The organism is Deinococcus frigens DSM 12807 (assembly GCF_000701425.1).
GTDB classification, from domain to species: Bacteria; Deinococcota; Deinococci; order Deinococcales; family Deinococcaceae; genus Deinococcus; species Deinococcus frigens.
The window spans coordinates 1-25,606 of the sequence record NZ_JNIW01000054.1 but is presented as its reverse complement, the minus strand read 5'-3'; the positions used below and the strand labels follow the sequence as shown (position 1 = coordinate 25,606).

23 protein-coding genes and 1 pseudogene are annotated in these 25,606 nt (G+C 64.3%); 11 read left to right on the top strand and 13 right to left on the bottom strand.

Going from position 1 to position 25,606, the window contains the following annotated elements:
- From Q322_RS23920 to Q322_RS0115645, 4 genes and pseudogenes are all read left to right on the top strand, one after another.
- A pseudogene (locus Q322_RS23920) lies at positions 1-361 on the top strand (transposase); the annotation flags it as partial.
- Between the two features lie 847 nt (positions 362-1,208).
- A complete protein-coding gene (locus tag Q322_RS22640; RefSeq protein ID WP_162176630.1) occupies positions 1,209-1,580 on the top strand; it encodes a helix-turn-helix domain-containing protein in 372 nt (123 codons plus the stop codon).
- 54 nt (positions 1,581-1,634) lie between these two features.
- On the top strand, positions 1,635-2,345 hold the full coding sequence (locus Q322_RS0115655; RefSeq protein ID WP_156953100.1) for a hypothetical protein: 711 nt from the start codon (positions 1,635-1,637) through the stop codon (positions 2,343-2,345).
- 491 nt (positions 2,346-2,836) lie between these two features.
- A complete protein-coding gene (locus Q322_RS0115645; protein ID WP_029478834.1) occupies positions 2,837-3,550 on the top strand; it encodes an IS6 family transposase in 714 nt (237 codons plus the stop codon).
- Positions 3,551-3,553: 3 nt separating this feature from the next.
- On the opposite strand, the gene Q322_RS0115640 is transcribed toward Q322_RS0115645, so the two are convergent.
- A complete protein-coding gene (locus tag Q322_RS0115640; RefSeq protein WP_051668677.1) occupies positions 3,554-4,276 on the bottom strand; it encodes a sulfite exporter TauE/SafE family protein in 723 nt (240 codons plus the stop codon).
- Positions 4,277-4,410: 134 nt separating this feature from the next.
- Between Q322_RS0115640 and Q322_RS0115635 the strand changes: the two genes are divergently transcribed.
- From Q322_RS0115635 to Q322_RS0115625, 3 genes are all read left to right on the top strand, one after another.
- Positions 4,411-4,848 (top strand): hypothetical protein, encoded by a 438-nt coding sequence (locus tag Q322_RS0115635; RefSeq protein WP_029478832.1) that lies wholly within the window; start codon positions 4,411-4,413, stop codon positions 4,846-4,848.
- Between the two features lie 47 nt (positions 4,849-4,895).
- Positions 4,896-5,909, top strand: coding sequence for a hypothetical protein (locus tag Q322_RS0115630; RefSeq protein WP_029478831.1), 1,014 nt, complete (start codon positions 4,896-4,898; stop codon positions 5,907-5,909).
- 114 nt (positions 5,910-6,023) lie between these two features.
- Positions 6,024-6,653: a hypothetical protein gene (locus tag Q322_RS0115625; RefSeq protein WP_029478830.1), complete on the top strand. Its 630-nt coding sequence runs from the start codon at positions 6,024-6,026 to the stop codon at positions 6,651-6,653.
- 36 nt (positions 6,654-6,689) lie between these two features.
- Here Q322_RS0115625 and Q322_RS0115620 read toward each other — a convergent pair whose 3' ends face one another.
- The 6 genes from Q322_RS0115620 to Q322_RS0115590 form a co-directional block, all read right to left on the bottom strand.
- Complete coding sequence (locus tag Q322_RS0115620; protein ID WP_029478829.1) at positions 6,690-9,635, bottom strand: Tn3 family transposase; 2,946 nt, start codon at positions 9,633-9,635, stop codon at positions 6,690-6,692.
- A 7-nt stretch (positions 9,636-9,642) separates the two neighbouring features.
- Positions 9,643-10,194: a recombinase family protein gene (locus tag Q322_RS0115615; RefSeq protein WP_029478828.1), complete on the bottom strand. Its 552-nt coding sequence runs from the start codon at positions 10,192-10,194 to the stop codon at positions 9,643-9,645.
- Between the two features lie 247 nt (positions 10,195-10,441).
- Positions 10,442-11,977 carry an FAD-binding oxidoreductase gene (locus tag Q322_RS0115605; protein ID WP_051668676.1) on the bottom strand — a complete coding sequence of 512 codons (1,536 nt, stop codon included), beginning with the start codon at positions 11,975-11,977 and terminating at the stop codon, positions 10,442-10,444.
- 71 nt (positions 11,978-12,048) lie between these two features.
- The gene (locus Q322_RS0115600; RefSeq protein WP_029478826.1) at positions 12,049-13,641 is read right to left on the bottom strand and encodes an aldehyde dehydrogenase family protein; all 1,593 of its coding nucleotides are present in this window, start codon (positions 13,639-13,641) and stop codon (positions 12,049-12,051) included.
- A 9-nt stretch (positions 13,642-13,650) separates the two neighbouring features.
- The gene (locus Q322_RS0115595) at positions 13,651-14,571 is read right to left on the bottom strand and encodes a DUF1338 domain-containing protein (RefSeq protein WP_029478825.1); all 921 of its coding nucleotides are present in this window, start codon (positions 14,569-14,571) and stop codon (positions 13,651-13,653) included.
- Between the two features lie 89 nt (positions 14,572-14,660).
- On the bottom strand, positions 14,661-15,659 hold the full coding sequence (locus Q322_RS0115590; RefSeq protein WP_029478824.1) for an NAD(P)H-dependent flavin oxidoreductase: 999 nt from the start codon (positions 15,657-15,659) through the stop codon (positions 14,661-14,663).
- Positions 15,660-15,777: 118 nt separating this feature from the next.
- Here Q322_RS0115590 and Q322_RS0115585 point away from each other — a divergent pair, with 118 nt between their 5' ends.
- From Q322_RS0115585 to Q322_RS0115570, 3 genes are all read left to right on the top strand, one after another.
- Positions 15,778-16,710, top strand: a complete 933-nt coding sequence (locus Q322_RS0115585; RefSeq protein WP_162176629.1) for a LysR family transcriptional regulator — start codon at positions 15,778-15,780, stop codon at positions 16,708-16,710.
- Positions 16,711-16,859: 149 nt separating this feature from the next.
- A complete protein-coding gene (locus Q322_RS0115580; protein WP_162176628.1) occupies positions 16,860-17,228 on the top strand; it encodes an MBL fold metallo-hydrolase in 369 nt (122 codons plus the stop codon).
- A 394-nt stretch (positions 17,229-17,622) separates the two neighbouring features.
- Positions 17,623-19,386 carry an MGH1-like glycoside hydrolase domain-containing protein gene (locus tag Q322_RS0115570; protein ID WP_156953099.1) on the top strand — a complete coding sequence of 588 codons (1,764 nt, stop codon included), beginning with the start codon at positions 17,623-17,625 and terminating at the stop codon, positions 19,384-19,386.
- 415 nt (positions 19,387-19,801) lie between these two features.
- Here the strand turns inward: Q322_RS0115570 and Q322_RS0115565 are convergent, their stop codons facing one another.
- Positions 19,802-20,554, bottom strand: a complete 753-nt coding sequence (locus tag Q322_RS0115565; RefSeq protein WP_051668672.1) for a Crp/Fnr family transcriptional regulator — start codon at positions 20,552-20,554, stop codon at positions 19,802-19,804.
- Between the two features lie 369 nt (positions 20,555-20,923).
- Between Q322_RS0115565 and Q322_RS23500 the strand changes: the two genes are divergently transcribed.
- The gene (locus Q322_RS23500) at positions 20,924-21,190 is read left to right on the top strand and encodes a hypothetical protein (protein WP_156953098.1); all 267 of its coding nucleotides are present in this window, start codon (positions 20,924-20,926) and stop codon (positions 21,188-21,190) included.
- Here the strand turns inward: Q322_RS23500 and Q322_RS22635 are convergent.
- From Q322_RS22635 to Q322_RS0115530, 5 genes are all read right to left on the bottom strand, one after another.
- Positions 21,145-21,762 (bottom strand): NAD(P)H-hydrate epimerase, encoded by a 618-nt coding sequence (locus Q322_RS22635; RefSeq protein ID WP_162176627.1) that lies wholly within the window; start codon positions 21,760-21,762, stop codon positions 21,145-21,147. The genes Q322_RS23500 and Q322_RS22635 overlap by 46 nt on opposite strands.
- Positions 21,651-21,974, bottom strand: coding sequence for a hypothetical protein (locus Q322_RS23915; RefSeq protein ID WP_162176626.1), 324 nt, complete (start codon positions 21,972-21,974; stop codon positions 21,651-21,653). Before Q322_RS23915 ends, Q322_RS22635 begins: the two co-directional genes overlap by 112 nt.
- Positions 21,975-22,099: 125 nt before the next feature.
- Positions 22,100-23,500: a mercuric reductase gene (locus Q322_RS0115545; protein WP_029478817.1), complete on the bottom strand. Its 1,401-nt coding sequence runs from the start codon at positions 23,498-23,500 to the stop codon at positions 22,100-22,102.
- Positions 23,497-23,823: a thioredoxin family protein gene (locus Q322_RS0115540; RefSeq protein ID WP_084148035.1), complete on the bottom strand. Its 327-nt coding sequence runs from the start codon at positions 23,821-23,823 to the stop codon at positions 23,497-23,499. The genes Q322_RS0115545 and Q322_RS0115540 overlap by 4 nt, the downstream gene beginning before the upstream one ends.
- Positions 23,824-24,511: 688 nt before the next feature.
- The coding region (locus tag Q322_RS0115530; protein ID WP_029478815.1) for a family 1 glycosylhydrolase at positions 24,512-25,606 on the bottom strand (1,095 nt) is incomplete at its 5' end.

Below are 25,606 nucleotides of genomic sequence, written 5' to 3'. Positions count from 1 at the left end.
GGACGAGAAAAGTGGTCTGTTCGGGTTGGAAGATTCCAGGCTGCGCGACGCCGCCAGTCTGGAGCGCCTGATCCTGGTGCTGTCGGTGGCGACCTTGCTGCTCGTCTCCGAAGGTATCGAGGTGGTGCAGCGTGGGGATCGACGACACGTCGATCCCCACTGGCGGCGGGCGCTGAGCTACCTCAAGATCGGTCTCCGGGCGGTTCATTACGCGCTGAGCCGTGGTCAGGCAATCTTCTCTCACCTGACGCTCCAGGGCGGGCCTGACCCTGAACCACCAGGTCAGCGGAAACGCCTTCATGCCCCCCCTCAAACCACCCTTGAAGTCGGCTGGCAACTCGTTTTTCGTCCGCACTCATAAAATTTGTCAGGCCGCCAGCCATCACGTCACTGCTGACGCAGCCAGTGAGGCGGCGGATCTCATCTCTGCACGCTTGAACGTCGTTCCCCGACTCCACGCTGGGCAGACCGCTCAGCGAATCATGACCCGCGTTGAACCCAGAAACAGAGATTGGCGTCGGCCCAGATTGCCAGCGACTCTGGGCAATATTGCAGACCTTTTCCCATTGTAAAGGTGCAGTCAGCGTGCATTTGCGGTCCGAAAGAACCGCGTATTTCTAGAGAATCAAAGGATTACCTTGGCAGAACTGTGGAAGGGGAGATCTCCCCTTTCACGTTTTAGGCATGGATTGGGCTCCAATAATTTATCCCAAACTATTGACATACTATTTTTATTACTATAATTTGTACGCATCCCAGATGTGCTGGGAGTCGTTTACGCGGCGAGCGATGTGACATCGGCGGCGAACCGGTTCCGGGCCAGGTGGCATGCACTTTTGCTGGTGGACCGGCGGGCTGACCGACAAGATCACTCTGGATAATGCTTCCATCGCTGAGGCAGTTGCCCCGGCAACTCCAGCGCATCGCCTGTGCTATCCGGTAAGGCGAAACAGCAAGGCGTGAATTCGACTCTGGATATGCTGGAGTCCTCGTCCCGCTCCTGACCGGGCCAGCTCGCTGATGGGAGGTTTGTCATGAATTCCAGAACATCAAAGCCAGAGCCTTTCCCCCCTTATGCTGATGGTCTGGCGCTGGCTGACGCTCAGGCCGCCGCAGCCTGTACTCTGACTCCAGGGAAAACGAAACACCCCTCCCAGGGTGGAAGGGGTGACTTCTCCCGGACAAGGAAAAGAAGCAGGTGTCAGTTTATGCCAAAAGTGGAAACGAAGACAAGAACGATGATGGAGTGGCGCAAGGCGCGTGGCCTGAGCGTGCAAGAATTTGCCGATGCCCTGGACGTGTCCATTGCTCAGGCGAGCAATTATCTGTATGGCCGCGCTGAGCCGCTGGTCAGCCGGGCCATCAAGATCGCCGAAGTGCTGGGGGTGCGGGTTGAGGACGTGCAGTGGAACGTCGATCCGAGAACGCTGGAGCTGCCGCCCATGCCGCCGGGGGAACCGGGCGTGGTCACGCCAGAGCGCCTAGAGATCGCCAAAGTCTGGCTGAACCGGGGAATGAAGAAGACGGCTGTGGCAAGGGAACTGGGGATCACGCGACAGACTCTTTACAAGTACCTCTAGGGGCATGACCAGCGGGGCTGAGCTGGTCATGCCCCGGTTCCCTATCATGGGCCGGTGTTACGCACCCCTTGGATGCTGGCCGCCGCGCTGCTGATCGGTCACGCTTATGGACAGGCCACTTTGCCTGACGTGCCGCCCGTGTCCTCGCTGCTCACTCCTAGCAAAAATACCGTCGAGATTCTGAAAATCGCCTTTTCAGACGATGTTCTGGCCCTTGAGGCCCGCGTCCTGGAAGTGATCAAGGACCGGCCAGACTGGTATCTGGAACTGTTCGAGCAGACCCCCACTGGTGATCCTCTCCCCTATGACGCCCGCTTTGGAATCAGCGAGGCGGAGTACCAGCGCCTCCGAACCGCCCGCCGCAACATCACGGTGCTTGGGTGCAGCACCATCACATTGATGACCGTCGAAGCGGTGCCTGGGCAAGTTTATCTGCGCGGTGGCCCCGGCCTGGACGGCCTCAACGGCGTTTCGTTCCGGCCTCGCCCTGGGGGAATCTACTGGGTCAACACCCGCATTGGCACGGCGGGCGGTCAGCGGGCCTTTGTGACCGATGACAACGATACGCTGGGGGTCCGCGCGGGCTACACCTGGGTACTCGGCGCGCCACGGGACGGCCAGCCCAACAATCAGAACGCGGTGCTCAATTTTTCGCGGGATCAGACAGGCCGACTGATCCTGGGGTACTACCTCCAGGAGCGGCGTGACGGTCAGGAAGTCCGAAAGGTGGACGAGGTGGTTCGCACCGCCAACTGTCAGCCTTGAAGGCAGCCTTCCAGGGTGATTTGACTCCCCGCCGCAGTCCTCTAAAAATTTCAGAGCGTTGCTACTCCTCCACAAACCGCCCCAGTAACCCGGTAAGGTGCGGCATCGTCTGAGTGGTGCGCGCTCGTGCTAGGGAGTCTGAAACAGGATGTTGCCGTCGGTGTCCATGGTGGTGATGAAGAGCTTGCGGGATTTGCTGCGCACAGACACAGTGACAGCAGTCAGGTCAGGGCTGGCGGCAAGGCGCGTGCTGCGGACGTATTTCGATGCGGGCAGCGCGTCGAAGCCGAGAAATTCATTGGTGCAGGTGGCTCCCGCAGTGATGAAACCATAATCGTTGGCCGCGTTTTCGATCAGCTTGATCAGTGTCGCAGTGGCGCAGGCCTGACCGTAAGCGCGAACCTGCTGCGCCTCAACCTGATTGACTTGTTGCGCTTCGAGAGTTGGAGTTGTGGGTTGTGTTGCCTTAACCGGATTGGGGTAGGCTCACCATCGTGACCGAAGGAACGCCCTACCGCCACCGCTTCCCGATGACGATCATCCAGCACGCCGTGTGGCTGTACCACCGCTTTCCCTTGAGCTATCGGGACGTCCAGGAATTGCTGCACCAGCACGGCATCCAGGTCAGTCATGAGACGCTGCGCGAGTGGTGCATCAAGTTCGGTCCGCTGTTCGCTGAACATCTTCGTCACCGAGAACCCCGCCGGGGTTCTCGGTGGCATCTGGACGAGGTCTGTACGAGCGTTGATGGCGTCCGACGTTGGTTGTGGCGTGCGGTCGACGAGCACGGGTACGTGCTGGACGTCCTGCTTCAGCACCACCGCGATACCGAGGCCGCGAAGACCTTCCTGACCAGACTACTGGGCGAATATGACGTCCCAGAGGTCATTCATACCGATGGGCTGCGCAGTTATGGAGCCGCGATTCGGGAGATCCCGAGCCTGGCCGAGGTCGACCACCAGCAGGTCGTCTCCACAGCCCGCTGTAACAATCTGATTGAGCAGGAACATCGATTCACACGGCGACAAGAGCGAAGTCAGCAGGGCTTCAGACGACGGAAGCGCGCTCAAGCGTTCTTGAGCTTGCACACCCGGATCATCAATCTCCACCATCATTCCCGCACCAGTGTTTCCGCCGCAGTGAGAAAAAGCAATCAGAAACGAGCGTTCCAGACGTGGTTAACCGTCGCGGCAGAGGTGGCCTGAGGTTCAGGCCACCCCTGCCCTCCGTCTGCCGCAGGCCAAGTTAAGGCAACACAACCCTTCCATGATCTTGCGCCGCAACCGCTGACCGAGCATCATCCCGATCACGGCCGGAAGGACAGCACCGAGCGAAAGAACGCCGAGCTGCGCGGTGAGCAGTTGCTGACCACCAAGCGCGAAAGCGAGCCCGACCGTTGAAGCGGTAAAGAGCATCCCCATCGCCTGAACGAGAGCGTCCTTTGGCAGGCCGATGGCTTGCAGGTAAAGCACCCCGGGAAACACGAACGACCCGGTGAGCCCCGTCAGTACACCGTTCACTGCTCCAAAGAGCGGCCCCGTCCACACCTCCCATGCGCGGTGAATGACAATCTTCAGGCCACGCAGTCCGATCACCGCATAAGCCACCAGGAGGACACCGAGCAGTGCCGAGAGGACCGAGCCGTGAACGCGCGTCAAGGCCTGCGTCCCCAGCCAGATCGCGATGGTGGCGGTCAGCAGGAATGGCCATAGGCGACGCAGGATGGCCTGAAAGTTTCCACCGAGGGCGGCCTGCCAGACGTTGGTCGTGAAGGACGGAACCAGCATGAGCGCCATGGCCGGGTGCAGGCCGATCACCGCAGTCAGCACCGCCAATGACACTGTGGGGAGCCCCAACCCGGTCACGCCTTTCACGAATCCTGCAAGCAGGAAGGTCAGGGCAATCGTCGCGAGGAAAATGGTGTCGGCCATCAGGCCAATTATGGGTGGAAGGGCGATCAGCCAACCGTCAACCAGGGCCTTGAAAATGGGTGCATCTCAACCGTGTTGGCGGCTTGACACAGACCTCCGCTGAGATCGCTCAGTCTTACTGTGGAGGTAGACCAATGAATACACAGAACGTGAAAGCGGGTGTCCTCGGTGGCCTGGCCGGCGGCCTGGTCTTCGGCATGCTGATGGCCATGATGGGCATGCTCCCCATGATCGCCAGCCTGGTGGGCAGCAAGAGCGCCGCCGTCGGCTTCCTGGTGCACCTGGTGATCAGCGCCGGCATCGGGCTGGGCTTCGGTCTCCTGCTGGGCGACCGGGTCACAGGAACCGGTGCGGGAGCGTGGCAGGGCGCCGTCTACGGCATGGTGTGGTGGGTCCTCGGGCCCCTGGTGATGATGCCCTTGATGATGGGCATGGGCGTCCAGTTTGCCCAGGCCTTCACCACCCAGAACCTGATGAGCCTGATGGGTCACGTGATCTACGGCGTGGTGCTGGGCGTCGTCTTCGCGCTGCTGCGGGCCAGGAACGTGGCCACGCGGCAAGTCGTCAGTTGAGCGTAATCGTGTCCTCACCGCTGCCACCGTGCACCCCCTGCAGTCCTATGCGTATTCCCCTCAGTCTGCTGACCCTCATGGCCCTCGCAACGTCGTCCGCTCTGGCCCAGGACGCGGCCCTGCCGCTCACGATTGCGCCGTCACCGGTCACCACCGACGGAAACGTGGCCGCGTTCCCCACGGATCTGATTCTGGCGCTCCCGCAGGCCGGTGACGCGCAGGTTCCTGGCCTGGCCTTCGACACCGGCGGCAGCATCACCATTACCTTGCCGTCAGCCTTCACCCGCGTGGCGGAGCGGCCCATCAATGTCGCTGTGCCGCGCGGCTGGCCACAGGCCGACGTGTGCTGTTATGTCGCCAGCGCTGTCGGGAACGTCCTCACCATCACGTTTACTACCCCAGTGAGGACAGACGGGCCGGACGCACCCGGCGTCAAGATCCTGGCCCACATCCGCGGCGGGGCGTTCCGCAACCCGAGCGCCGGAACGTATCCCATCGTTGCTCAGGTTCGCGAGTCACCCGGCGCGGCGGCGCGCACCGCGGGCGGCACCGTCACCATCCTGGCGGCCGTGCCGGCCGCACGTATCGCCACGACGAATTTCCTGCTGCCCCGGGGTGCGAATGCCAGTGGACAGACCGTGACCGTGAACCGGCCGGCCCCGGCGCTGCTGGGCTTTTTGCTGTGGCGGGGCGGCGCCCCCCTGAACGGGGTTGGGGTAATGCCGGCCCAGCCCAACCAGTACCCGAGGTACACTGGTGGTCTGCTGGTGCGGGACGTCAATGGCGACGGAATCCTCACCTTGCCCGGCGATGAGGTCGTGGGCGGGATCATCGGAAAGGCGCCGTCCGGGGCCACGGGACAGAGCGCCCAGAGCCCAGTGCGTGGCAATGGTGCCCCCATCCTGTCGGGGCAACTGAACGGGTACGGCACCACAGAGCCCGTGGCGGGACTCCTCCCCGTGCGTTTCACCACGGGCAGCAAGCCCGGGGATTACGCCCCAACGTTCGAGCTGAGCGGTGGCAACAGCGTGCAAGTCACCGTCCGTACCGTTCTGCCCTGACCCCATCAGGAGGGGTTCGGCTCAGGGCCACCCCGGCGGCGCCGCGATCACCCGAACTCCCGCATACAGCCTGGGGTCACCGGCACGGTGACTCTGCCCGGAGGAGGCCCTGAGATGACTGCGCCCACGGCCGAAGAAAGGCGTCTGGAAGAAGCCCGAAAAGGTGGTGTGCCCTGGAAACGCTGGGGGCCATATCTGGCCGAGCGGGCCTGGGGCACCGTGCGCGAGGACTACAGCGCGGCCGGAGAAGCCTGGCAGGCCTTTGAGCACGATCACGCGCGGTCACGGGCCTACCGCTGGAATGAGGACGGCCTGCTCGGACTCAGCGACGACCAGGGGGAGCTGTGCCTGGCGCTGGCCCTCTGGAACGGCCAGGATCCTATTCTCAAGGAGCGGCTCTACGGCCTGACCGGCCCAGAGGGCAACCATGGTGAGGACGTTAAGGAGGAGTACCGCTTCCTGGACGCCACCCCGACCCACTCGTACCTCCGGGCGCTGTACAAGTACCCGCAGGCCGCCTACCCGTATCAGGATCTGCTGGACGGCAACGCGCAGCGCGGCCGGGACGACCCGGAATATGAACTGCTCGACACCGGGGCGTTTGATGACGACCGTTACTGGGACGTGGTGGTGGAGTACGCCAAGGCCGACGCGGACGACTTGTTGATGCAGGTCACGCTGCACAACCGCGCGGCCGGCCCGGCCCAGATCCACGTCCTTCCAACGCTGTGGGGCTTAACCTAGCGAAGGCCGAAATTTTGTCCAACTCGACCGTGGCAGCTAGCCGTTGAGAGGCAGCCGCTCGCGCATGTCCAGCGTGAAGGTGCCGTAGGGGTTGATGTGCTGCCACTTCAGTGGCGTCAAGGCCCGCAGGTCCGCCCCGGTCAGACGACCTTGCCACTCCGGCTCCGCGAGCACCTGCTGCATCATCAGGGTGTTGACGTAGACCAGGCTGACCTGGAGCAGGTGCAGGCCCAGCATCTGAATTTCCTGCTCCTCGATGCGGTTGCTGGTGAATTCGCCGCCCTTGCCGTACAGGATGAAGTCGTTGGCACTGTTCCACGACTCGATGACCTGCAAGCCCTCGTGAATCTCGCGGCGCAAGCTCTCCTGGCGCAGATAGTCGCACAGGAAAGCGGTTTTCACCGCTTTCCCCAGCTCGGCCAGTGCCCGGTACGTCGGGTGCTGCACGTTCTGGCGGGTGAAGCGCCGCAGGATGCTCTCGGCGTCCGCCGTTCCCAGCCGCAGGGCGGTGGCGAGCTTGATCATCTCGTCGTACTGCTGCTCGATCAGCTCCCACTGGATCGGCCGGGTCAGGATCGCCTGGAGATGGGCGTACTTTTCCGGCTCGCCTTTGTTCGCGCGGTACAGCTTCTGGCGCTTGATGTTCTTCAGTCGCGGCAGCAGCTGAAAGCCGAGCAGGTGGCAGAACGCGAAGCCCACCTCGCTCTGGCCGTGGGTGTCGACGTAGTTCTTGTTCACCTCCATCTCGGTATCGTGCCTCAGCACGCCCTCGATCATGGAGGCCACCTCACTGCTCGAACAGCGTTTGAGCTGGCTGTAGATGCACACCGAATGCTGCTCCACATGCCAGTAAACCATCACGCCGGGGCCACCATAGCGGGCGTGCCACTCGGTCATCAGGTTCTGATCCCAGGCCCCGAACTTCTTGCTGTCCGAAGCACAGGTGGTGGTGGCCTCGCCCCAGAGGACGGCGTCTCTAGCCTGGAAGACCGCGTTGCACACGCGGCTGATCGCCTCCCGGAGCTGCTCCTTGTGGACGTAGCGCCGCCGGATGTACTGGAGGTCAGCAAAGCTGTCCTCCCCGCCCCCACTGCACATCCGTTTCAGACCGGCGTTGGTGCCGATGCCGTGCAGACACAGCAGCAGGCGGCGCTGCACCACCTCGCGGCTCAGCACCTCACGGGCGGCCACCGTGTGGAAGGCGTCGGTGAACCCGGTTCGCAGTTCGGTCTCCTTCAGCACGTCCAGCAGGTTGGTCATCGGCCAGCGCTGGACCAGCGCTGATGCCAGCCCGGTGATGTTCTGCGGTTCGGAGAGAGCGGTGAGCGGCGAGATCGACAGCCGCCCCTTGCCCTTCTTGGACACGATCAGCTTGACCCTGGTATTGGACGGGAGATCGGTGTCCAGTGCGTCCAGCGCACTCTCCAAGCGGGTACGGAGCTGGGCGGTGAAGGTCTGGACGGCGGTAGGCTGTGCCAGGGCCGAGTAGTACTCGGCCCGTTTCTCCTCGAAGTCGCCGGGAAGGTCATCGTCGGGGTTACGGAAGCGCCCGGCCCCCTCGATCCAGACCTCCTTACAGCGGATCTTGTCGCGCAGCGTGGTCAGCACGCACATCTCGTAGGTGACGCGGTTGATCTTGCGCTTCTCGGCATCGTCGAGAACCAGGGCCTGCCAGTCGTCCTTGACGACGCCGCCCAGCGGCACGTCCTCTGTCAGGGGAAAGGTCAGGGTCCGGCGGTCGCGGTACTTCGTCAGCAGGTCCAGTGCCCGCATGATCGGCTGGTGGCGGTCGTTGTTGCAGCGGAACGTCAGGACGCCGAGCAGAAGCGAGATGGCCCGGCGGTAGTGGTGACCGTAGGAGTTGCGCGTGACCAGGCGCACCTCGCGGTCGTAGTTGCCCTCGGCCTCCATCTCGCGGATCAGGTCGTCGAGGACCGTCTCCGGGACCACCGGGTAGATCACTTCACGCACTGCCCCTTCCGGCTGGGTACGGGCGGCCTCGGCCAGCTTGAACAGCAGCGCGCTCTTGCCCTGCACTCGCCGGAGTTGCCGCAGCAACTCCGCCTCCACCTTGCTCTCGGCGCGGGTCCCGATGTGGTGGGCCACCGAGATCAGCAGTTCCACCAGATCGTCGGTGACCTCGGTCAGCCGCTCCCAGCACAGCGCGGCGAGCAGGACATGGCGCAGGGGCGCGAGATGGCGGCGCACTTCGCGGGGCGGTTCACTGGCCGCCCGGCGCCGGTACTGCTGGATAACTCTGGGAGGGACCCCCTGAAACAGCTGTGGCGGGAGACCAAGAGCACGGAGCTCCGTGAGCTTGGCGAGTTCTTCGAGGATGGTGTCCACCTTGACCCGCCCGGCGGTGTCCTTGAGGGTGGCCAGCGTAGAGCGGATGACCAGCAGCGGTTGCAGGTCGTCCGCTACCGCGTCGGTGCTGATCAGGGCGTCCAGGGCCTGGCAGGTCTGGGGGCTGAGCTGGCGTTGGATTCCCTGAATCCAGCGCTCCTCCTGCCCGCTGACGGCAGCCCGCAGGCAGCGTCCCAGCCGTTCCGCCGTGGGCGGAACGAGACGCTGTCCCCGCAGGAAGTCCCGGCCCCGTTGTTTCAGGATCTCCGAGTCAGGGTTGAGGTCGGCGACCAGGGGCGTGAGGTGGGCGATCAGCGCGGTCTCGTCCGGTGCCCGGAAGGACCGGAACCCGGAGAAGTGCGCCACTTCGTCCCGGTAACGCCGCGCGGTTCGGGTCGACCAGTCCACCTCAGCCCAGAGCGCCGGGGAAACCGCGAGCTGCTGGGCCAGGAAGTCGATGACCACAGCAGGCACTGCCTGGGGGCGGTCCAGAAACTCGCCCTGAAGCTGGAAGGTCTTGAGCAGCGCGGCCAGACTTAACGCGCCCACCTCGCCCTTGAATTCCAGGAACGCCCGTTCTGGACGCGTCAGGGTGAACTGCTGTGCCAACAGTTCGGGCGACCAGTCGCGGTTCACGTTCCAGCTAACGCTGGAGGAGCCGGGTGATGGTGCTGGGATGCACCTCGAACAGGCGAGCGCACTGCGCCGCCGTGCGCCGCCCGGAGTGCACCGTCTCGCGGATGTCCTGTTCCTGATGGGGCAGCAGCTTGCGTTTGCGGCCTCCAACACGTCCTTCCAGTCGGGCCTGCTCCAGTCCGGCCCTGGTTCGCTCGCGGATCATGGCCCGCTCGAACTCGCCGAAGGCCCCCACCATCTGCATCATCATCCGGCCCGCCGGGGTGGTGGTGTCGATGGCCTCGGTCAGACTGCGGAAGCCCACTCCCCGCTCCCCCAGCAGTTCCATCAGGTGAAGCAGGTCCTTGAGGCTGCGGCTGAGCCGGTCCAGCTTCCAGACGACGACCACGTCTTCAGCGCGCAGCTGGTCGAGCATCCTGTGGAGTTCGGGTCGGTCCCAGCGGCCTCCCGAAGCGTGTTCGGTGAACACGCGCTCCACGCCACTCTCCTTCAGCGCCCGGAGTTGCGCGGCCGTGTCCTGTTCGTGTTGCTTACTGACGCGGGCATACCCGATCTGCATGGCGCCTCCAGGGTTGCGAAAACGTGTTGCTGTTGCCGATCATTGTGCAACAGAGTTTCGCAATGCGGGCAGCCGCTTCCCATCAGGGCACCTAAACCCTTGCCAAAACGAACGTTTGCGCAATCTCAGCGTACGCGGAAGGTGTAACCATGTTGTGACCCTCGCTTCCGCCGATGTCATCGAACTTCCAGAGGTTGGCCAGAATGTCGACCTTAGCTAAGTTAAGTCCTAACAAGGCCATCCCCACTTAGGTTTGGGTGAATATATTGCCCGGTGCGAGTTTTCCGTCGGGATCGAGGGCGCGCTTCACGAGCCGCATCTGATAGATAGCCGCGTCGCCGTACATGCGCCGCAGCAACTCCTGCTTCGTGAGGTTGCGACCCACGCCGTGCTCGGCGAGTGGACAGCCGCCCAGAGCCATGATGACTTCGCCCAGCACGAGTACCGCATTGCGCGCTGCCTCAACCTCGCCCGGTGTGCGCGCCAAGACGTTCGGGTGCAAGTTGCCGTCGGATAGGTGGCCCCAAATTGCGTGGTCGAGGCCCCGGCTCTCGAAGGCGGAGCGGTATGCGTTCGTGGCTTCCTCCAGACGCTCGAACGGGACAATCATGTCCACCCCGACCTTCGCCACGCCGCGTCCCTCGAGCTGCGCGCGGCACACGCGGGTGTTCACCGCGTCGGGGACAGCCTCACGCAGCGCAAGCAAGGCCATGCGACGGCGCGCGTCATCCGGTGGAGCTATCTCCGCGTGATCCACTAGATCAAAACGCACGAGAAGACGCACGAGGCGCGCTACCGGTCCGTCGTCCGCTTCGCCCAACAGGGCGTTCGCGAGATCGTCGTTCATCTGGGTGGCGTGTTTGTCGTGCAACTCAAACTGCACGAGGAGCAAGGCGCGTGCGCCGGGCGGAAGGGCCACGTGTACGCGGCGGTCGGCGCCGTCCTCACGCACCAGGTCGAGCGAGCGAGCGTCCAGGTATTCCACAGCGCTCACGTCGAGACCCAGCTCGTCGCCTGCCCGGGCGAGGAAGGCCTCCTCGCGTAGAGCACGGGTGAGCGCGAAAGCTTGGGCTTCGCTGCGGCACGGCACGAAGGCAACCGCGACCTTCGGTGCGGGTGTCACAGTACCCAGCGTCACCTCTGTGATCACCCCGAGCGTACCCTCAGCACCCACGAAGAGATCCAAGAGATCCATGCCGGGCTGCGCAAAATACCCGGCGGAACACTTGGCGACGTTCGGCATGATGTAGGTTGGAACTGGCACATGCAACGTGCCGCGTGAGGTCACCACCTCAAAGTGACCGTCCTGAGAGGCGAGGCACTGCCCGCGCTCCAGGTCGAGCACGTCACCGCCCGCGAGCATCACTGTGATGGCCTGCACCCAGCCGCGCACCGTACCGTACTTGAACGTCGCTGGGCCGGCAGCGTTCGTACTGACTGCGCCGCCTACCTGCGCGCCGTCGTAGGCCGGCACGGGAGGAAAGTACCGATTTGCGCCTGCCAGGGCCGCTTGAAGGTCACGCAAGTGCACGCCCGCCCCGACCCGCACGCCGTTTTCTAGAAGGTCGATGCGCGTGAAGCGCGCGAGGCTCAACACCGCCTCGCCCATCGGCGTGGCGCCCCCTGTTAGGGACGATTGCGCCCCGACGGGCAGCACGTGCGCCGCGCCCCTTAGCGCGGCGGCCACACCAGTTTCGTCGTGCGGCGTGACGAGCGCGCTCGCCGCGCCCTGCACGAAGGCCGCGTCATGCGCGACGCCCGCGAGGACGTCCCGGTCCGTCACAAACTCCGTGCGCGCTGCGTCGCCGTGTGGAGCACGCGCGACGCAGCGGTGATTTGCGGTAGCCGTGCCGCTCATGGCATCTCGGGCACGCACAAGTCTGCGACGTGAAAAGGCGCGCCGGGCGCCACGTAGGCGGTGTCCATCTGCGCGAGTTGCAGTACGCCGCTCACGTCGTCGTTCACACCATGCCAGTACGTATAGTTCTCGATAACCCAGATGCCGCTTTCGCGCGTGCCGTTGCCGCTGCCCTTCACTCCACCGAAGGGCATGTGCGCTTCAGCACCCGTCGTGGAGTTGTTGATGCTCGTCATACCGGCCTGAATATCATCCTTGAAACGGTGCGCCCAGAGACGGTTTTGGGTGTAAATCGCAGAGCTTAGACCGTATTCAACGGCATTGGCCACCTCGAGCGCTTCATCAATGCCGTTGACACGCACGAGGTTGACAGTCGGGCCAAACACCTCTTCTTGGAATAACCGCATCTCGGGCCTCACGCCTTCCCATACAGTCGGCCAACCAAAGAAAGCCGTGTCGGGATCGCCGCAGAAACCCGGCGGGCGCGACTTGGTCGTGATGCGCCCTGCGCCGTAGAGGAGTGCGCCGCCGTCCGTCTCGCCCCAGGTGTAGTGTTCCTCCCAGCTTCTGAAGAAGCGCTCGTTAATGAAGGGACCATAGAGCACGTCATCGTAGCGGTTCGGGTCGCCGATCCGAATCTCGGCGACCCGGGCCAGGAACCGTGCACGAAACGCCTCGTAGATGGGCGCGTCGAGCAGCACGTTGCCTGCTGAGGTGCAGCGCTGTCCGCCCGTACCGAAACTCGCCCAGAGGGCGCCTGTGACCGCGTTGTCCAGATCGGCGTCGCGCATTACCACGAGGGGGTTCTTGCCGCCGAGTTCGAGCGTGGGGTGCGTGAGGTTGCGCCCGGCGATCTCACCGATCTTGCGCCCGACTGCGGTTGAGCCTGTGAAGGCAATCTTTTGCAGAAGGCCTTCGTCGAGCATCGACACGAGGTGCTCGCCAGCGCCGCTCCGGCCCGGGCCGAACACGACATTGAACACCCCAGCCGGTACGCCGGCCTCTAGGATCAGGCGCGCCAAGGCGTAGGCAGTCAGGGGGACGTCGTCGCTGGGCTTCCACACAATGGTGTTGCCGGTCAGTAGGGCGGGAATAATCTTCCATGCGGGCACCGCAACTGGAAAGTTGCCCGCTGTGACGATACCCACGACGCCGAGGGGACGGCGATAGGTGGCCAGTTCTTTGTTCGGCATTTCCGACGGTACAGTCTGCCCGTACAGGCGCCGACCCTCGCTTTGGAAAAAGTGGCAGGTGTCGATGGCCTCCTGCACATCCCCGCGCGCTTCTTTGAGGGTCTTGCCCATTTCGCGGGTGACCAAATAAGCGAGGTGTTCTTTCTCACGCTCGATCGCGGTGCCGATTTTGCCGATCAGGTCGCCGCGCACCGGGGCGGGCGTGTGGCGCCACCTGTGGAACGCGTCTTTGGCTGCGAGACACGCGCCGCGCACCTGTTCAATTGTGGCCTGCGGAAAGACCCCAAGCACGTCGGCGAGGTCACTGGCATTGCGTGAGACGAAGGTGGTGGGGCTCGAAATTTCACGGCCCCCTATAAGGTGCGTAAAGGTACGGATGGTGCGGGTAGTGGTCATGTCATCCTCTCAGGAACCGCGCTGGGCGGTTTGGGCGCTATAGGTGCTCTCGAAGATCTTGTCGGCATTGCCTGCCTCGAAACCTTCGCGGCGGTGCTCGCGGCGAAGTTGCGCTTTGGCAAGGTGTGCGAACTCGGGATGTGGGCGCCGCTCGGCGAACTCCACATACGAACCGCTGATGGGGTGCACGTCGCCGTCTTTGAATGTCGCCTGAATCATTTCGGCGACGGTGGAGCTTTGCAGAAGTTGCCCGTCCGGGCTCTGTTTGATCTTGCCGCCCGACGAATTCAGGGTGTAGCTGTGCCGCTCCAGAAACGCATTGAAGTCTGCGGCGGTGTCGTACCCTTCGGGCAAGTTATGCACGCTGACAGTGAAGTGATTGAGGTAATAGCGGTTGTAGATCACCCATGCGGCGTACTCGCTCTCAGCGAGCACTTGCGCGTAGTCCGCCCAGGTGGGCAGGCGCCACAAGGCCCGGTGCAGGAACTCGTCAACCTGAGCGCCGTCGTCGAGATCGAGATTGTCAACGGGGTCGCTCGTGACCTCGTCCGTGTACGACGTAATGATGCGGCGCGCTTCATCGCTCAGGTCGTTCACACGCAGTTCGGAAACGAAGATGCGCGGAAACTCGGGCGCGGGGGGGCTATACCAATAAGCGTCGAGTTTCTTGGCCGCGAAGGTGTACGGTTCGCGCTTCTCGTACCCGTAGTGGAGGAAGATCTTCTCGAACGAGCGGATGCCGAGGTGCCGGACGCCCATCGTGCGAAATGCAATGTGGTCGTTCTCAATCTCGCGCTCGTGTCGAATCAGGCCTTCACGGATCATGTCGGAGAGGATGCCGCCCACTTCGGGCACCCGCTCTTGATAGCGGCGCATGAGGCCGGCGAGGACGAGGCGAAGGGGAACCGTCCGGTCTGGCGAGGTGGTCATAACAACTCCTTGTTGAGAAAGACACCGGAGAAGGATCCGAGGTGCAGCAGACGGCCCCGGTGTCGGTCGACGGAAGTGAGAAGTGGATGTCAGGGAAGCAAGTGAACCGCACGGTTGAGGGCGCGCCGCGCTTCTCCAAAGAGGTCAGTCACGATCTCGCCGGCAGGCTGCGCCCGCTGTTCGGATGAGATGAGCCCCACGGATTGCCCGGCGTACAAGGCCATCGCTTCCAGATTGCCGATCATGTTGGCGGCAGGACTGTTGAAGTCGTAGCGGTTGAGGGGTTCACCCGTTGCAGTCCACGCGATAGTTTCGCCTTCGTCAGGACGCTGTCCCACCGGCGGCTCGCCCGCGTTTTGCCAGGCCTCCACTGTGCTGTTGCGCAAGACACGGTGTGGGCCTTGCCAACCTTCGTTAAAGAGCCATGTGTGGGTGGTGTCATCGCCCTGGGCGCGCCGCAATTGCTCGCGGTAGTCATCATGCACCGCTGCCTCCACAGCCATGAGGAAGCGTGTGCCGATCCAGGCACCGCTCGCTCCAAGCATGAGGGCTGCCGCGAGTCCCCGCCCGTCGCCGATGCCACCCGCTGCGATGACGGGCACGTCGACCGCGTCCACAACCTGCGGCAGCAGCGTAAAGGTGGTCATTTGGCCGCGAACGTGCCCGCCCGCTTCCCACCCCTGCGCGACGATCACATCCGCGCCTGCTCGCACGGCGCGCTCCGCCTCAGCCACGCTGCCGACGGTGAACAAGACCTTCGCGCCGGCCTCATGCGCCATGTCAATGTAGGGTTCTGGGTTCCCCCACCACAGCGACACCACACGCACGCCCGCTTCCAAACAGACCTGAAGCCGCTCGCGCATATCCCACTCCAACACCAGATTGACCCCGAATGGGTGGGGCGTGCGCTCTTGGATGTCGGTGAGGCGAGCGCGGATCGCGTCAGGCGTTCGCCACGTCACGGAGTACAATCCCAGCGCCCCCGCATTGCTGACCGCCGCAACCATGGCGGGCGTGGCGACGCTGAAGGGAGCGCTGACCAGCGGAACGCGAAGTCCCAGAGCAGTGGTGAGCGGTGTGTATAGCATCGGGCCTCCTGAAGTCCATAGGTCACCCTACCCTGTCGCTACATTCATAACCAACCGATGTGTCAGCGAGAATAGCGTTTTCACATCGATAATTTCGATGTATGTGGTAGTCTCCGCCATGTCGGCCCCAACACTCGTGCAACTGCGCATCCTGCTGGCGATTGTGGATGAGGGCAGCCTGACCGACGCCGCCGCCGCCCTTGACGTCGCGCAAAGCACCGTCAGTCATGCCCTCGCGCAATTGGAGAACCACCTGGGCGAACGCCTGGTGAAAAGGGGACGCGCGGGTGCCCGACCAACCGCGTTGGGTGAACGCGTGGCCCAACACGCCCGGGTGATGCTGCGGCTCAACGCCGCGCTTTTGGAAGAAGCGAACCGCGCACGCGGGGCGTTGCAAGGTACGCTTCGCGTCGCTTCGTTCCGTAGCGTCGCCACGCACGTGCTGCCCGATATGATCGCGGCCTTTCGGCAGCGGCACCCCGCCGTGCGCGTAGAGCTTCAGAGCCTTGAAGGCGAAGAGCGCGGCATTGAACGCGCCATCCTCGAAGGTCGGGCGGACGTGGGCATCCTCACGCCACCTGCACACGACCGTTTGGATGTGCAGGAGTTTGCCACCGACGATTGGGTGGCCATTTTCCCGTCAGGTGGCGCGCCCATGGCTGAACAGGCGTCGTGGCCTGACTTGTTGGCTCTGCCCTTCTTGTTGTGTAACGAAACCGGCGCACCGACCGTGCGCGACTACTGGCATCGGCACGAGCAGACCTTTCAGCATGTGGCGCAGGTCGAGGACGACAGCGTCATTCTCTCGATGGTGGCTCACGAGTTCGGCGTGTCGATACTTCCCAGGCTCGCCGCCGAGCCATTGCCAGGCGGCGTTCAAATCCGGCAACTGCCCGAACCGCTCAAGCGCAAGATTGCTGTAGTCGCGCTGCCTGCCCTGTCACATACGCCTTTGGTCAAAGCGTTCGTACAGACCCTCATTGATCCGGTGGTTCTTCGCTCATGTCAGGCCGTCAGCGGTGGCCTTCTCCAAGTGGGCGTGCAGACATAACGGGGCTTAGGGTTGACCATTCTCCCGGCCTAGATTGTAATTTGTCTGACTAATGCCACTTTTCAGTTTTAGGGTTGTCGAAGCCTGGGGACCGGGCTGCTGCCGAGTCAGGCCGGATGGACACCCAGTTTCCCCGTCCTGAGCATCCCATGATCCGCTTTCAGCAGCGCTTTCTGACGGGACCGGGTGACCTGGTAAACCGTCCGCTGCTTGAGGGGGACGACGTGGCGGGCTTCACGGTCATCGAGACGCCTGGACACACGCCAGGCCACGCCTCATTCTTCCGGGAGCGTGACAGGGTGCTCATTCAGGGGGACGTTCTGCGCAACACCAACATGACCAACCTTCAACCTGGGCTGGCCGAGCCACTGGGCCTGTTTACGGTGAATCCGGCGCTGAACCGGGCCTCGGCCCGCAAGGTGGCTGCTTTGAAGCCTTCGCTGATTCTCTTCGGGCATGGCTCGCCCGAATATGATGGCGGGCGGTTTCAGGAGTTTGTGGCGCGGCTAGCGGGGTAACGCTCGTTTCTGTATGCCCCTCGCCACCTCAATCCATCGGTGTAGCCGGGTTGGCCAAAATTTCGACCTTCGCTAGGTTAAGCCCCTGTGGTTCCGCAACACCTGGTCGTGGGGCCATCCGGGCGAGGAGCGCCGCCGCATCGTCCACGAGGGTCCGGGCCGCCTGCGTGCCGATCATCCGGCCCTGGGTCCGTACTGGCTGCACTACGCCGATCCCGCCTCATCGCCCTTTCTGGACCAGCCGACCGAGGCGCTGCTGTGCGAGAACGAGACCAATACGCTGCGACTGTCCGGCCACCCGAACGCCTCGGACACCGCCAAGGACGGACTGCACGATCACCTGATCCATCAGCGCCCAGGGGCGGTGCGCCGGGACGAGGGCTCGAAGGCGGCCGTGCACTTCGTGCTGACCGTGCCAGCCGGGGTGTCCCGCACCCTGCGGCTCCGACTCAGCGCCCGGCCCCACCACGACGCATTCGGGGACGCGTCAGCCGTGCTGGCCCGGCGGCAGCAGGAGGCGGATGAGTTCTACGCGGCCCTCCAGCCGGCGACGCTCACGGACGACCAGCGGAATGTGCAGCGCCAGGCCTTCGCAGGTCTGCTGTGGAGCCAGCAGGTGTACCGCTACGACGTCGCGCAGTGGTTGGCCGGCGATCCGGCCGGGCCACCCCCCCCGGCCGCGCGCCTGCAGGGGCGCAATCACGACTGGCCGACGCTCAGCGGCGCGGATGTGCACGCCATGCCGGATACCTGGGAGTACCCCTGGTTCGCGGCCTGGGACACAGCCTTCCATGTTCTCCCACTCGCCCTGCTCGACCCGGAACAGGCCAAGCGCCAGTTGCTGCGCCTGACCCGCGAAACGTACCAGCATCCCAATGGCCAGCTCCCGGCCTACGAGTGGTCGTTCTCCGACGTGAACCCGCCCGTGCACGCCTGGGCGGCGTGGCGGGTGTACCAGATCGAGCAGGAACGCACTGGCCGGGCCGACCGCGGGTTCCTGGAACGCGTATTCCACAAGCTGCTGCTGAACTTCACATGGTGGGTCAACCGCAAGGACAGCGGCGGGCGCAATGTCTTTCAGGGCGGATTTCTCGGCCTGGACAACATCAGCGTGTTCGACCGCAGCGCGCCGCTACCTGGCGGCGGACACCTGGAGCAGGCGGACGGCACCGCCTGGATGGGGATGTTCTGCCTGAACATGCTCCAGATCAGTCTGGAACTTGCGCAGGACAACCCCGCTTATGCGGACATCGCCACCAAGTTCTTCGAACACTTCCTGTACATCGCCCAGGCCCTCAACGCACTGGGCGAGACCCGCATGAGCCTGTGGGATGACAGTGACGAGTTCTACTACGACCAGGTACAGCGCCCGGATGGTGGCTGCACCCGGCTGCGGGTGCGGTCGATGGTGGGCCTGATTCCGCTGCTCGCCGTGGCGACCCTGGAGCCCGGCGACCTGGCCCGCGTGCCACAGTTTGGCCGGCGGGTCGACCGATTCCTGCGCACCCATCCGGACCTCGCGGCGCTCATCTCCCGCTGGGACGAGCCGGGACTGGGGAACCGGCACCTGCTGGCCCTGGCCCGCGGGCACCGCATGAAGCGGGTGCTCTACCGCATGCTCGACGAGCAGGAGTTCCTCTCGCCCGGTGGTATCCGCTCTCTGTCGCGCGTCCATCTGGAACACCCCTTCGAACTGCTCGTGGACGGCCACCGGCACCGCGTGGGCTACGAGCCAGCTGAGTCCCGCTCGGATCTGTTCGGCGGGAACTCCAACTGGCGCGGCCCGGTGTGGTTTCCAATCAACGTGCTGCTGATCGAGAGCCTTCGCACCTTTCAGCAGTATTACGGCGACGACTTCCTGGTGGAGTATCCGAGCGCCAGCAGTCAGTTCCGCACGCTGGGCGGGGTGGCCGATGGCCTCAGCGCGCGTCTGACTGGGCTATTCACCCGGGACGCTGCTGGATCGCGGCCCGTTTTCGGCGCGAGGGAGCGGTACCAGCACGATCCACACTGGCGCGACCTGCTGGCCTTCCACGAGTACTTCCATGGGGAGACCGGGGCTGGCCTGGGTGCGTCACATCAGACGGGTTGGACGGCGCTGGTAGCCACCCTGCTTCAGGATCAGGGCCAGCGGGCCGCACGTCAGGAGGTGACCTGACGGGAGCAGCCCTGACGGATGCAGGGGAAAGTCTGCTGGGGCACACGGTCTTCCCGGCAGCCAGGTCGAGAGCCTGGGTCATCACCTTCAGACCCCGCCGTACTGACGGCATCGCTCCAGTCGATGGCAGCCAGGCACGATGGTGATCGGCTTGACCTTTCGTTCCAGGGCAGATGCAGGCAGGTTGGCTGGTCATGGCCCCCAATGTGGCATTCCAGGCCTGGCGCTCGGCCCCAGATCGGCCTTGCTTGACATGACGGCGTGGGGCAACTCCATCCGTTGAAGGGCTCAATCTTGATGGGGCCAGGCGAGCGCGTGACAATCAGCGACAGGAGCCCGGGGGAGACTCGCCTCTCCTCCTGAGAGTAGAAGGGAATCCCGCGCCCCGTCAGCGCACCCACCCAGAGGGGAGAACCTACCGCAGGGCGTCGAGTTGCAACTCCTCGATCAGGCGTTCCAGGCCGCTGGCGTTCACGCGGTACTGGCCGCGCGTGCCGAGCACGAGCTTCTTGGCCCGCCACGCGCTGATGGCCTGCGTGGCACTCACGCGACTGGCGTGGGCGAGGCTGGCGATCTCCTCATGCCGTAAATCCAGGTGAAGGTCGTAGTGGCCCGCTTCCGTCTCGTTCCCGAAGCGGTAAGTGAGGTCGAGCATCACGTGTGCGAGCCGCACCTGCACGGGCTGCGAGAGAGACTCCAGCCGCGTCTGCAGGTCATGTACCCGCGTGGCCAGGATGCTGGCCAGCAGAACCGCTACCGTGGGCACGCGCCGCGTGATCTCCAGGAACTGCTCCCTGGTGATCGGGCAGATCAGTGCGCGGTCGGACAGGCACATGGCGTCCGCCTGGGTGGTGGTCATCTCCGTCAGGAAGCTCTCCCCGAAGAAGTCGTCCGGGCCGCACACGGTGATCACGCGCTCACCCCCGAGCATGCCAGTGCGGCTGAGTTTCACGTGGCCGTCGAGCAGGATATGCAGCGTCCCGCCGGGTTCTCCCGCGCGGTAGATGCGCTCCCCCTTGCGGTACGGGCGGGGCGGACACACCGCCCCGATCTGCTGCATGTCCTCGTCGGTCAGGCCGGCGCTCCAGCGGGTGCCAGTCAGGTGCCACACGCCGGTGGGCGTGGGGCGCAGGCGCATTAGGCTCAGGAGCCGCTGGGTCAGGGTCATGGCGCTCACCCTACGCGACCCGCGGATTCAGGGCAGGATCAAGCCTGAAGAAGGGCACGTGCAGGCCACCTATTCACAGCGCCGTAGAGGAGGTGGCCGAACAGACTGAGCAGGTTCTGGGCGCTCAGCGCCTGGGCGAACTGCGGGCCCTGGCCCAGCATCCACCACACGGCGCCGTATCCGAGACCGAAGCAGGACGCCGGCCACCTGAAGGAAGCCGTCGACCGGGTGCAACGTGGCTAGGGGGCGCTCAACGAAGCGGCCAGTGCGGGATCAATCCGGTTTACCGCCGGCCATCCTGTCATCGGCCGGATCACGGGATTTGACCGGCATCCACACTCCGTTGCGTTCAGGACCTCGCCACCAGACATGACCCATACGCTTTTGGTGCGCGCACGTGGCCGTGACGCGGCTGACCAGAAGATCCTGCGGCTGGGCAGCCGCGAGCAGCAGTTTGCCAGGGTAGCTCAGGTGGCCCAGATGAATCTGGCCAGTATCGACTTGAGACACTTGGTTATGACCGCCCTGCACGGCACTTTCGATGTATGCGTGCAGTTCAGCGGCGCGGTGTCAGACTCGCGTACCGAGGTTCACGTCGCGGGGGATGCACCGCCAGAAGGATCTGAACCCCGCTGACAGCTCAGGGTCACGGTGTCCTGTCTGGTGAACATGCCGGGCACCTGCAGGCCCAGCCGGAGATACAGTTCCGGCGGCACGCCGATGTCTGCGAGCAGCACCGTTCCCAGCAGGGGCTGCACCTCGGGATGCAGGAACCCCCGCTTGGGCAGGGCCAGGGTCAGAGTGGCCGCCGCGTGGATGGCTGGCCGGAAGACCTGGCCATCGCTGACCTCCACTCCAGAGGGGGTGTCCAGCGCCAGGATGGGCGCGGCCTGGTCATTGGCCCAGTGGATTAGGTCGGCCGCACGACCCCGGGGGGCACAGTTCAGGCCATACCCGATCAGGGCGTCGATGATCATCGACGCCCTGGAGGACGGCAGCCCGGCACCGCGAACTGGACGATGGAGGGCTTGCAGGATCCGCAGCTGATGCTGCGGAACGCCGTGGTACTCGTCTGGATGACGCACCAGGGTCACGTCTACCTGCGCGCCCCAATCCTGCAGGCGGCGGGCCGCGACCAGACCACCACCGCCATTGTGGCCAGCCCCGCACAGCACCGTGATGCGCTGGCCCGCGACCGAGCCGCCCAACTGGCGACATGCCTGCCCGGCCAGCGCCCGGCCAGCGCCCGGCCAGCGTTTTCCATCATCTGCAGCAGGCTGATGCCGTAGTCCTGCACCATGGCGCGGTCCACCTCGGTCATCTGCGCGGCGGTCACGGTGGGCACGGGCTCAGTCCCGGCGTAGAGGGCCGCACAGCGGTAAGGATGAACTGGCGTGGGTGGGGGTGTTTGCCTGGACATGGTTTCCTCCGCCGCTGGGGTTCCGCACCCAAGATGAACTGAAGATACGTGAGGAGTGATGCCCAGCACGGGGGCACAGCGATCCCTCCCACCCCATGCGCACACCGCATGGACTCCCCTCCCGGTCAATTCAGTGGGGCGGATGGAGCGCCGAGCCGTTCCGGCTGACCCATAAAGAGGTTGTTGATGGATTCGCTCAGCGTCGGGTGGGCGAGCGTCGCGTCACGCAGGGTGTGGGCGCTCAGGCCGCCCATCATGGCGAGCTGCAGGGCGCTCATGACCTCCCCACCTTCCGGGCCGAGCACCGTAGCCCCCAGCAGTTGATCGGTGACGTCATCGACCACAGCGCGCATCAGGCCAGCCGTAGCGTTCGTCTCGATGGCGCGGGCCACGCGGCTCATCGGCAGGGTGTAGACACGCACCGCCCGGCCGCTGTGCAAGGCTTCCTGGCGCGTCATGCCAACGCGGCCCAGCTGCGGATCGGTGAACAGCGTGTACGGCACAGGCCGCTCGGTGTGGCTGCGCTGGACGCCGCTGAGCAGCGCGTCACGCACGATGCGGTAGTCGTCGTAGGAGATGTGCGTGAAGGCCGGGCCACCCTTGACGTCCCCCAAGGCGTAGACCCCCTCCGCAGCCCGCAGGTGCTCGTCGACCTGAACGTACCCGTGACCGTCCAGCACGACACCGGTCGCCTTGGCGTTGAAGGCATGGGTGTTTGGTTCGCGCCCCACGGCGACCAGCAGGTGCGAGCCGCTCACCTCGGCCGTGACGCCGCCTGCATCCCGCCAGGCCACGCTGACCTCGTCACCCAGGCGTGTGGCCTCCAGCGCCTGGGCGCCCAGGTGAAAAGTGACACCCTCATCTTCCAGCACCCGCCGCAGCGCGTCTGCGACGTCGGCATCCTCACGGGGCAGCAGGCGCGGCCCGGCCTCAAGCACCGTCACGTGGCTGCCCAGGCGGGCATACAGCTGCGCGAATTCCAGACTGATGTACCCACCACCCAGGATCAACAGGTGGGCGGGCAACTCCCGCAGGTGCAGCAGGGCGTCTGACGTCATCGCGCCCACCACGTCCAGGCCGGGCACCTCCGGCCACCTCGGGCGGGTGCCAGTGTTGATGAAGACGTAGTCGGCGCTCAGGGTGGTGCGCCCCCCGGCCTGCAGGGTCACGTCCACCTCCCGCACGCCCGTGAAGCGCGCCACCCCATACACCAGGGTCACGCCAGCGTTCTTCAGGCCGGCGGCGCTGCCGTCCCGGAAGGTTTTCACGATGCCCTGCACCCGGTCGACGATCTCCGGCAGGCTCACCTGCACCTGCGCGTGGACGCCCAGCGCCGCAGAACTCCGGGCCACGTGCGCGGCCTTCGCGCTGGCCAGCATGGCCTTGGTGGGGGTGCAGCCCTCATTCACGCACGTACCGCCCACATGCACGCGTTCCACCAGCGTCACGTCCCACCCGGCCCGCGCGAGTGCTCCGGCCAGCGGGCCTCCTGCCTGCCCGGCCCCGATCACCAGGGCGCTGGTCATGCCGGCGCTCCCTGGTGCTCATCGACCCAGTCCTGCAGGCGGGGGTAGGTCAGGGCGCCCACCTGGCGGGCGAGCTCGGTGCCGTCCTGCGCCAGGATCAGCGTAGGGATCGCGTGGATGTCCAGGACACCCACCAGCTCCGGGTGGTCATCCAGATTGACCTTCACCAGCCGGACCTGTCCGGTTGCGGCGAGCTGTTCCAGCACGGGCGTCAGGGCGCGGCACGGGCCGCACCAGGGGGCCCAGAAGTCGATCACCACCAGGCCGCTCAGGTCGAGGGCAGGCAGGGGCAGGCGCGCGGCAGGGGCAGGCGTAATTGTCATGGTGAACCTCCAGGGAAGCAGTCCTTCCTGCCGTTCACTGTGACCCCCTCCCGGTGTAGCGTGTGTTGGCGGCCCAACACCGTGCCGCCCGAACCCCGCAGCATCCTGAACTCAGGACGTCACCGGCCCCGTGGCGTCCGCGACCTCTCACCTTCTTGGTATTGACGCTTGGCTCCATCCCGTCGGCTTTTGACCTACCTTGGAGAGCACCAAAAAGCGGGGGCAACACCGTCTCAAGGCGATTGGGGAACATGATGCGATGCGTCGACTTCGCCGCCGATGTTCCCTGAATCACTGCGCTCCTCGCCCGCGGAATTTGGTGCCCTCCACCACCACCAAGTGGACACCGTGGACGCTGTTGAAGGTGTGAACCCAGGCAGCAAGTTCAGCGAACTTGCCAGTCATTTCCAAACTTGTGAGGTGGACCAGGAGTTCCAGCCTGTGGCGCCGGTGGGGTCGCTATCGCCACCGATCCTGCAATGTGTGGAGAGCGTGTCGACGCATCGCCCGGCAGAGCTGACGGGTACTCCAGGTGGCATGATTGAGGAAGCGGCTCAGCACTGAGGGGGATTTGACAGCCGCCCGTTGCGGCAGAGACCTGTCAGAACCATTGAGCAGCAGATCGAGGAAGACCTCGAAATATTCCCGGTGCTGCTTGCGAGAAAAGCAAGGCAGGAGGTCAGTTGAGCTACACTTCAATCTTCAGCCGGGCGGCCTGATCCGTAATCTCGAACAGTTCGCTGTGCGGCGAGACCGTGATCTGCCCATAGTTTTCCAACAATTCGCGGTAGGCGTGAGCCACCGGATTGGGCTTGCGGTCCAGGGTATACAGGCCGTTGGTGTTGACGGTCCCTTTCTTCTCAGCAAGCTCGATGTCCCAGTCGATCTGGTCGGTCAGGCTGTACCAGGTGAAGCCCACCACCGGGGTGCCTTCCTGACGCATGCGCAGCACGTTCAGCCACTGCTTCCATAACCAGATCGGCGCCTGCTTGAGATCGGCGACATTGGTTTCACTGTGGAAAACCGGCTTCTGATAGCGCTCGTAGTAGCCCTTGACGATCTGATACCAGCCGAACACATCCTCACCGATTATGGTGCTGCCGTCGGGCTTGATGATCTTCTCGTTGTGGCCGTAATAATCGCTGCCCATGATCTGGTGGCCCGGCGGCTCTCCGGCCATGAACCAGTCGTATTCCTCGCGGGACAGGCCGTTGTCCATCAGGTACAGCAAGACCTCCGAATCGGGCGGCACGGCATAGTTCAGGTCCAGCGAGAGAAACCGCAGCCGATTTTGCATCGAGATCTCGCGGCGGGGCTTCGGGCTGCCGTCGTGCAGGTACTCGGCGCTTTCGGCCAGCACAATGATGGCGTTGGAGTGCACGCGGGCAATCGACTGGCAAGCCAGGATGTTGGCCGCCACGCCATGCTTGAGGGCCGTCACGAAGCCGCGCTCGGACTTGAGTTGTTCATTCCACAGCCCGTCCTGCGCGCTGGCCTTGGCCGTCACGTAGATCTCGTTGACGGGCGTATAGTGCCGCACCCAGGGATAGCGCCGTGCCACCGCCTCGGCGTACTCGGCAAAATGGACGGGCAGCTCCGGGTTCTGGAAATTGCCCAGCCAGTCCGGCACCCCGAAGTGCATCAGATCAAGGATTGGCGTGATCTCCAGCCGTTTCATCTCGGCCATCACCTGATCGGAAAATTCCCAGTCGTACTTGCCCGGACCCTGGTGAACGCGGTAATAGGGGAGACCGTAACGCAGGTACTTGAGGCCCAGGTCCTT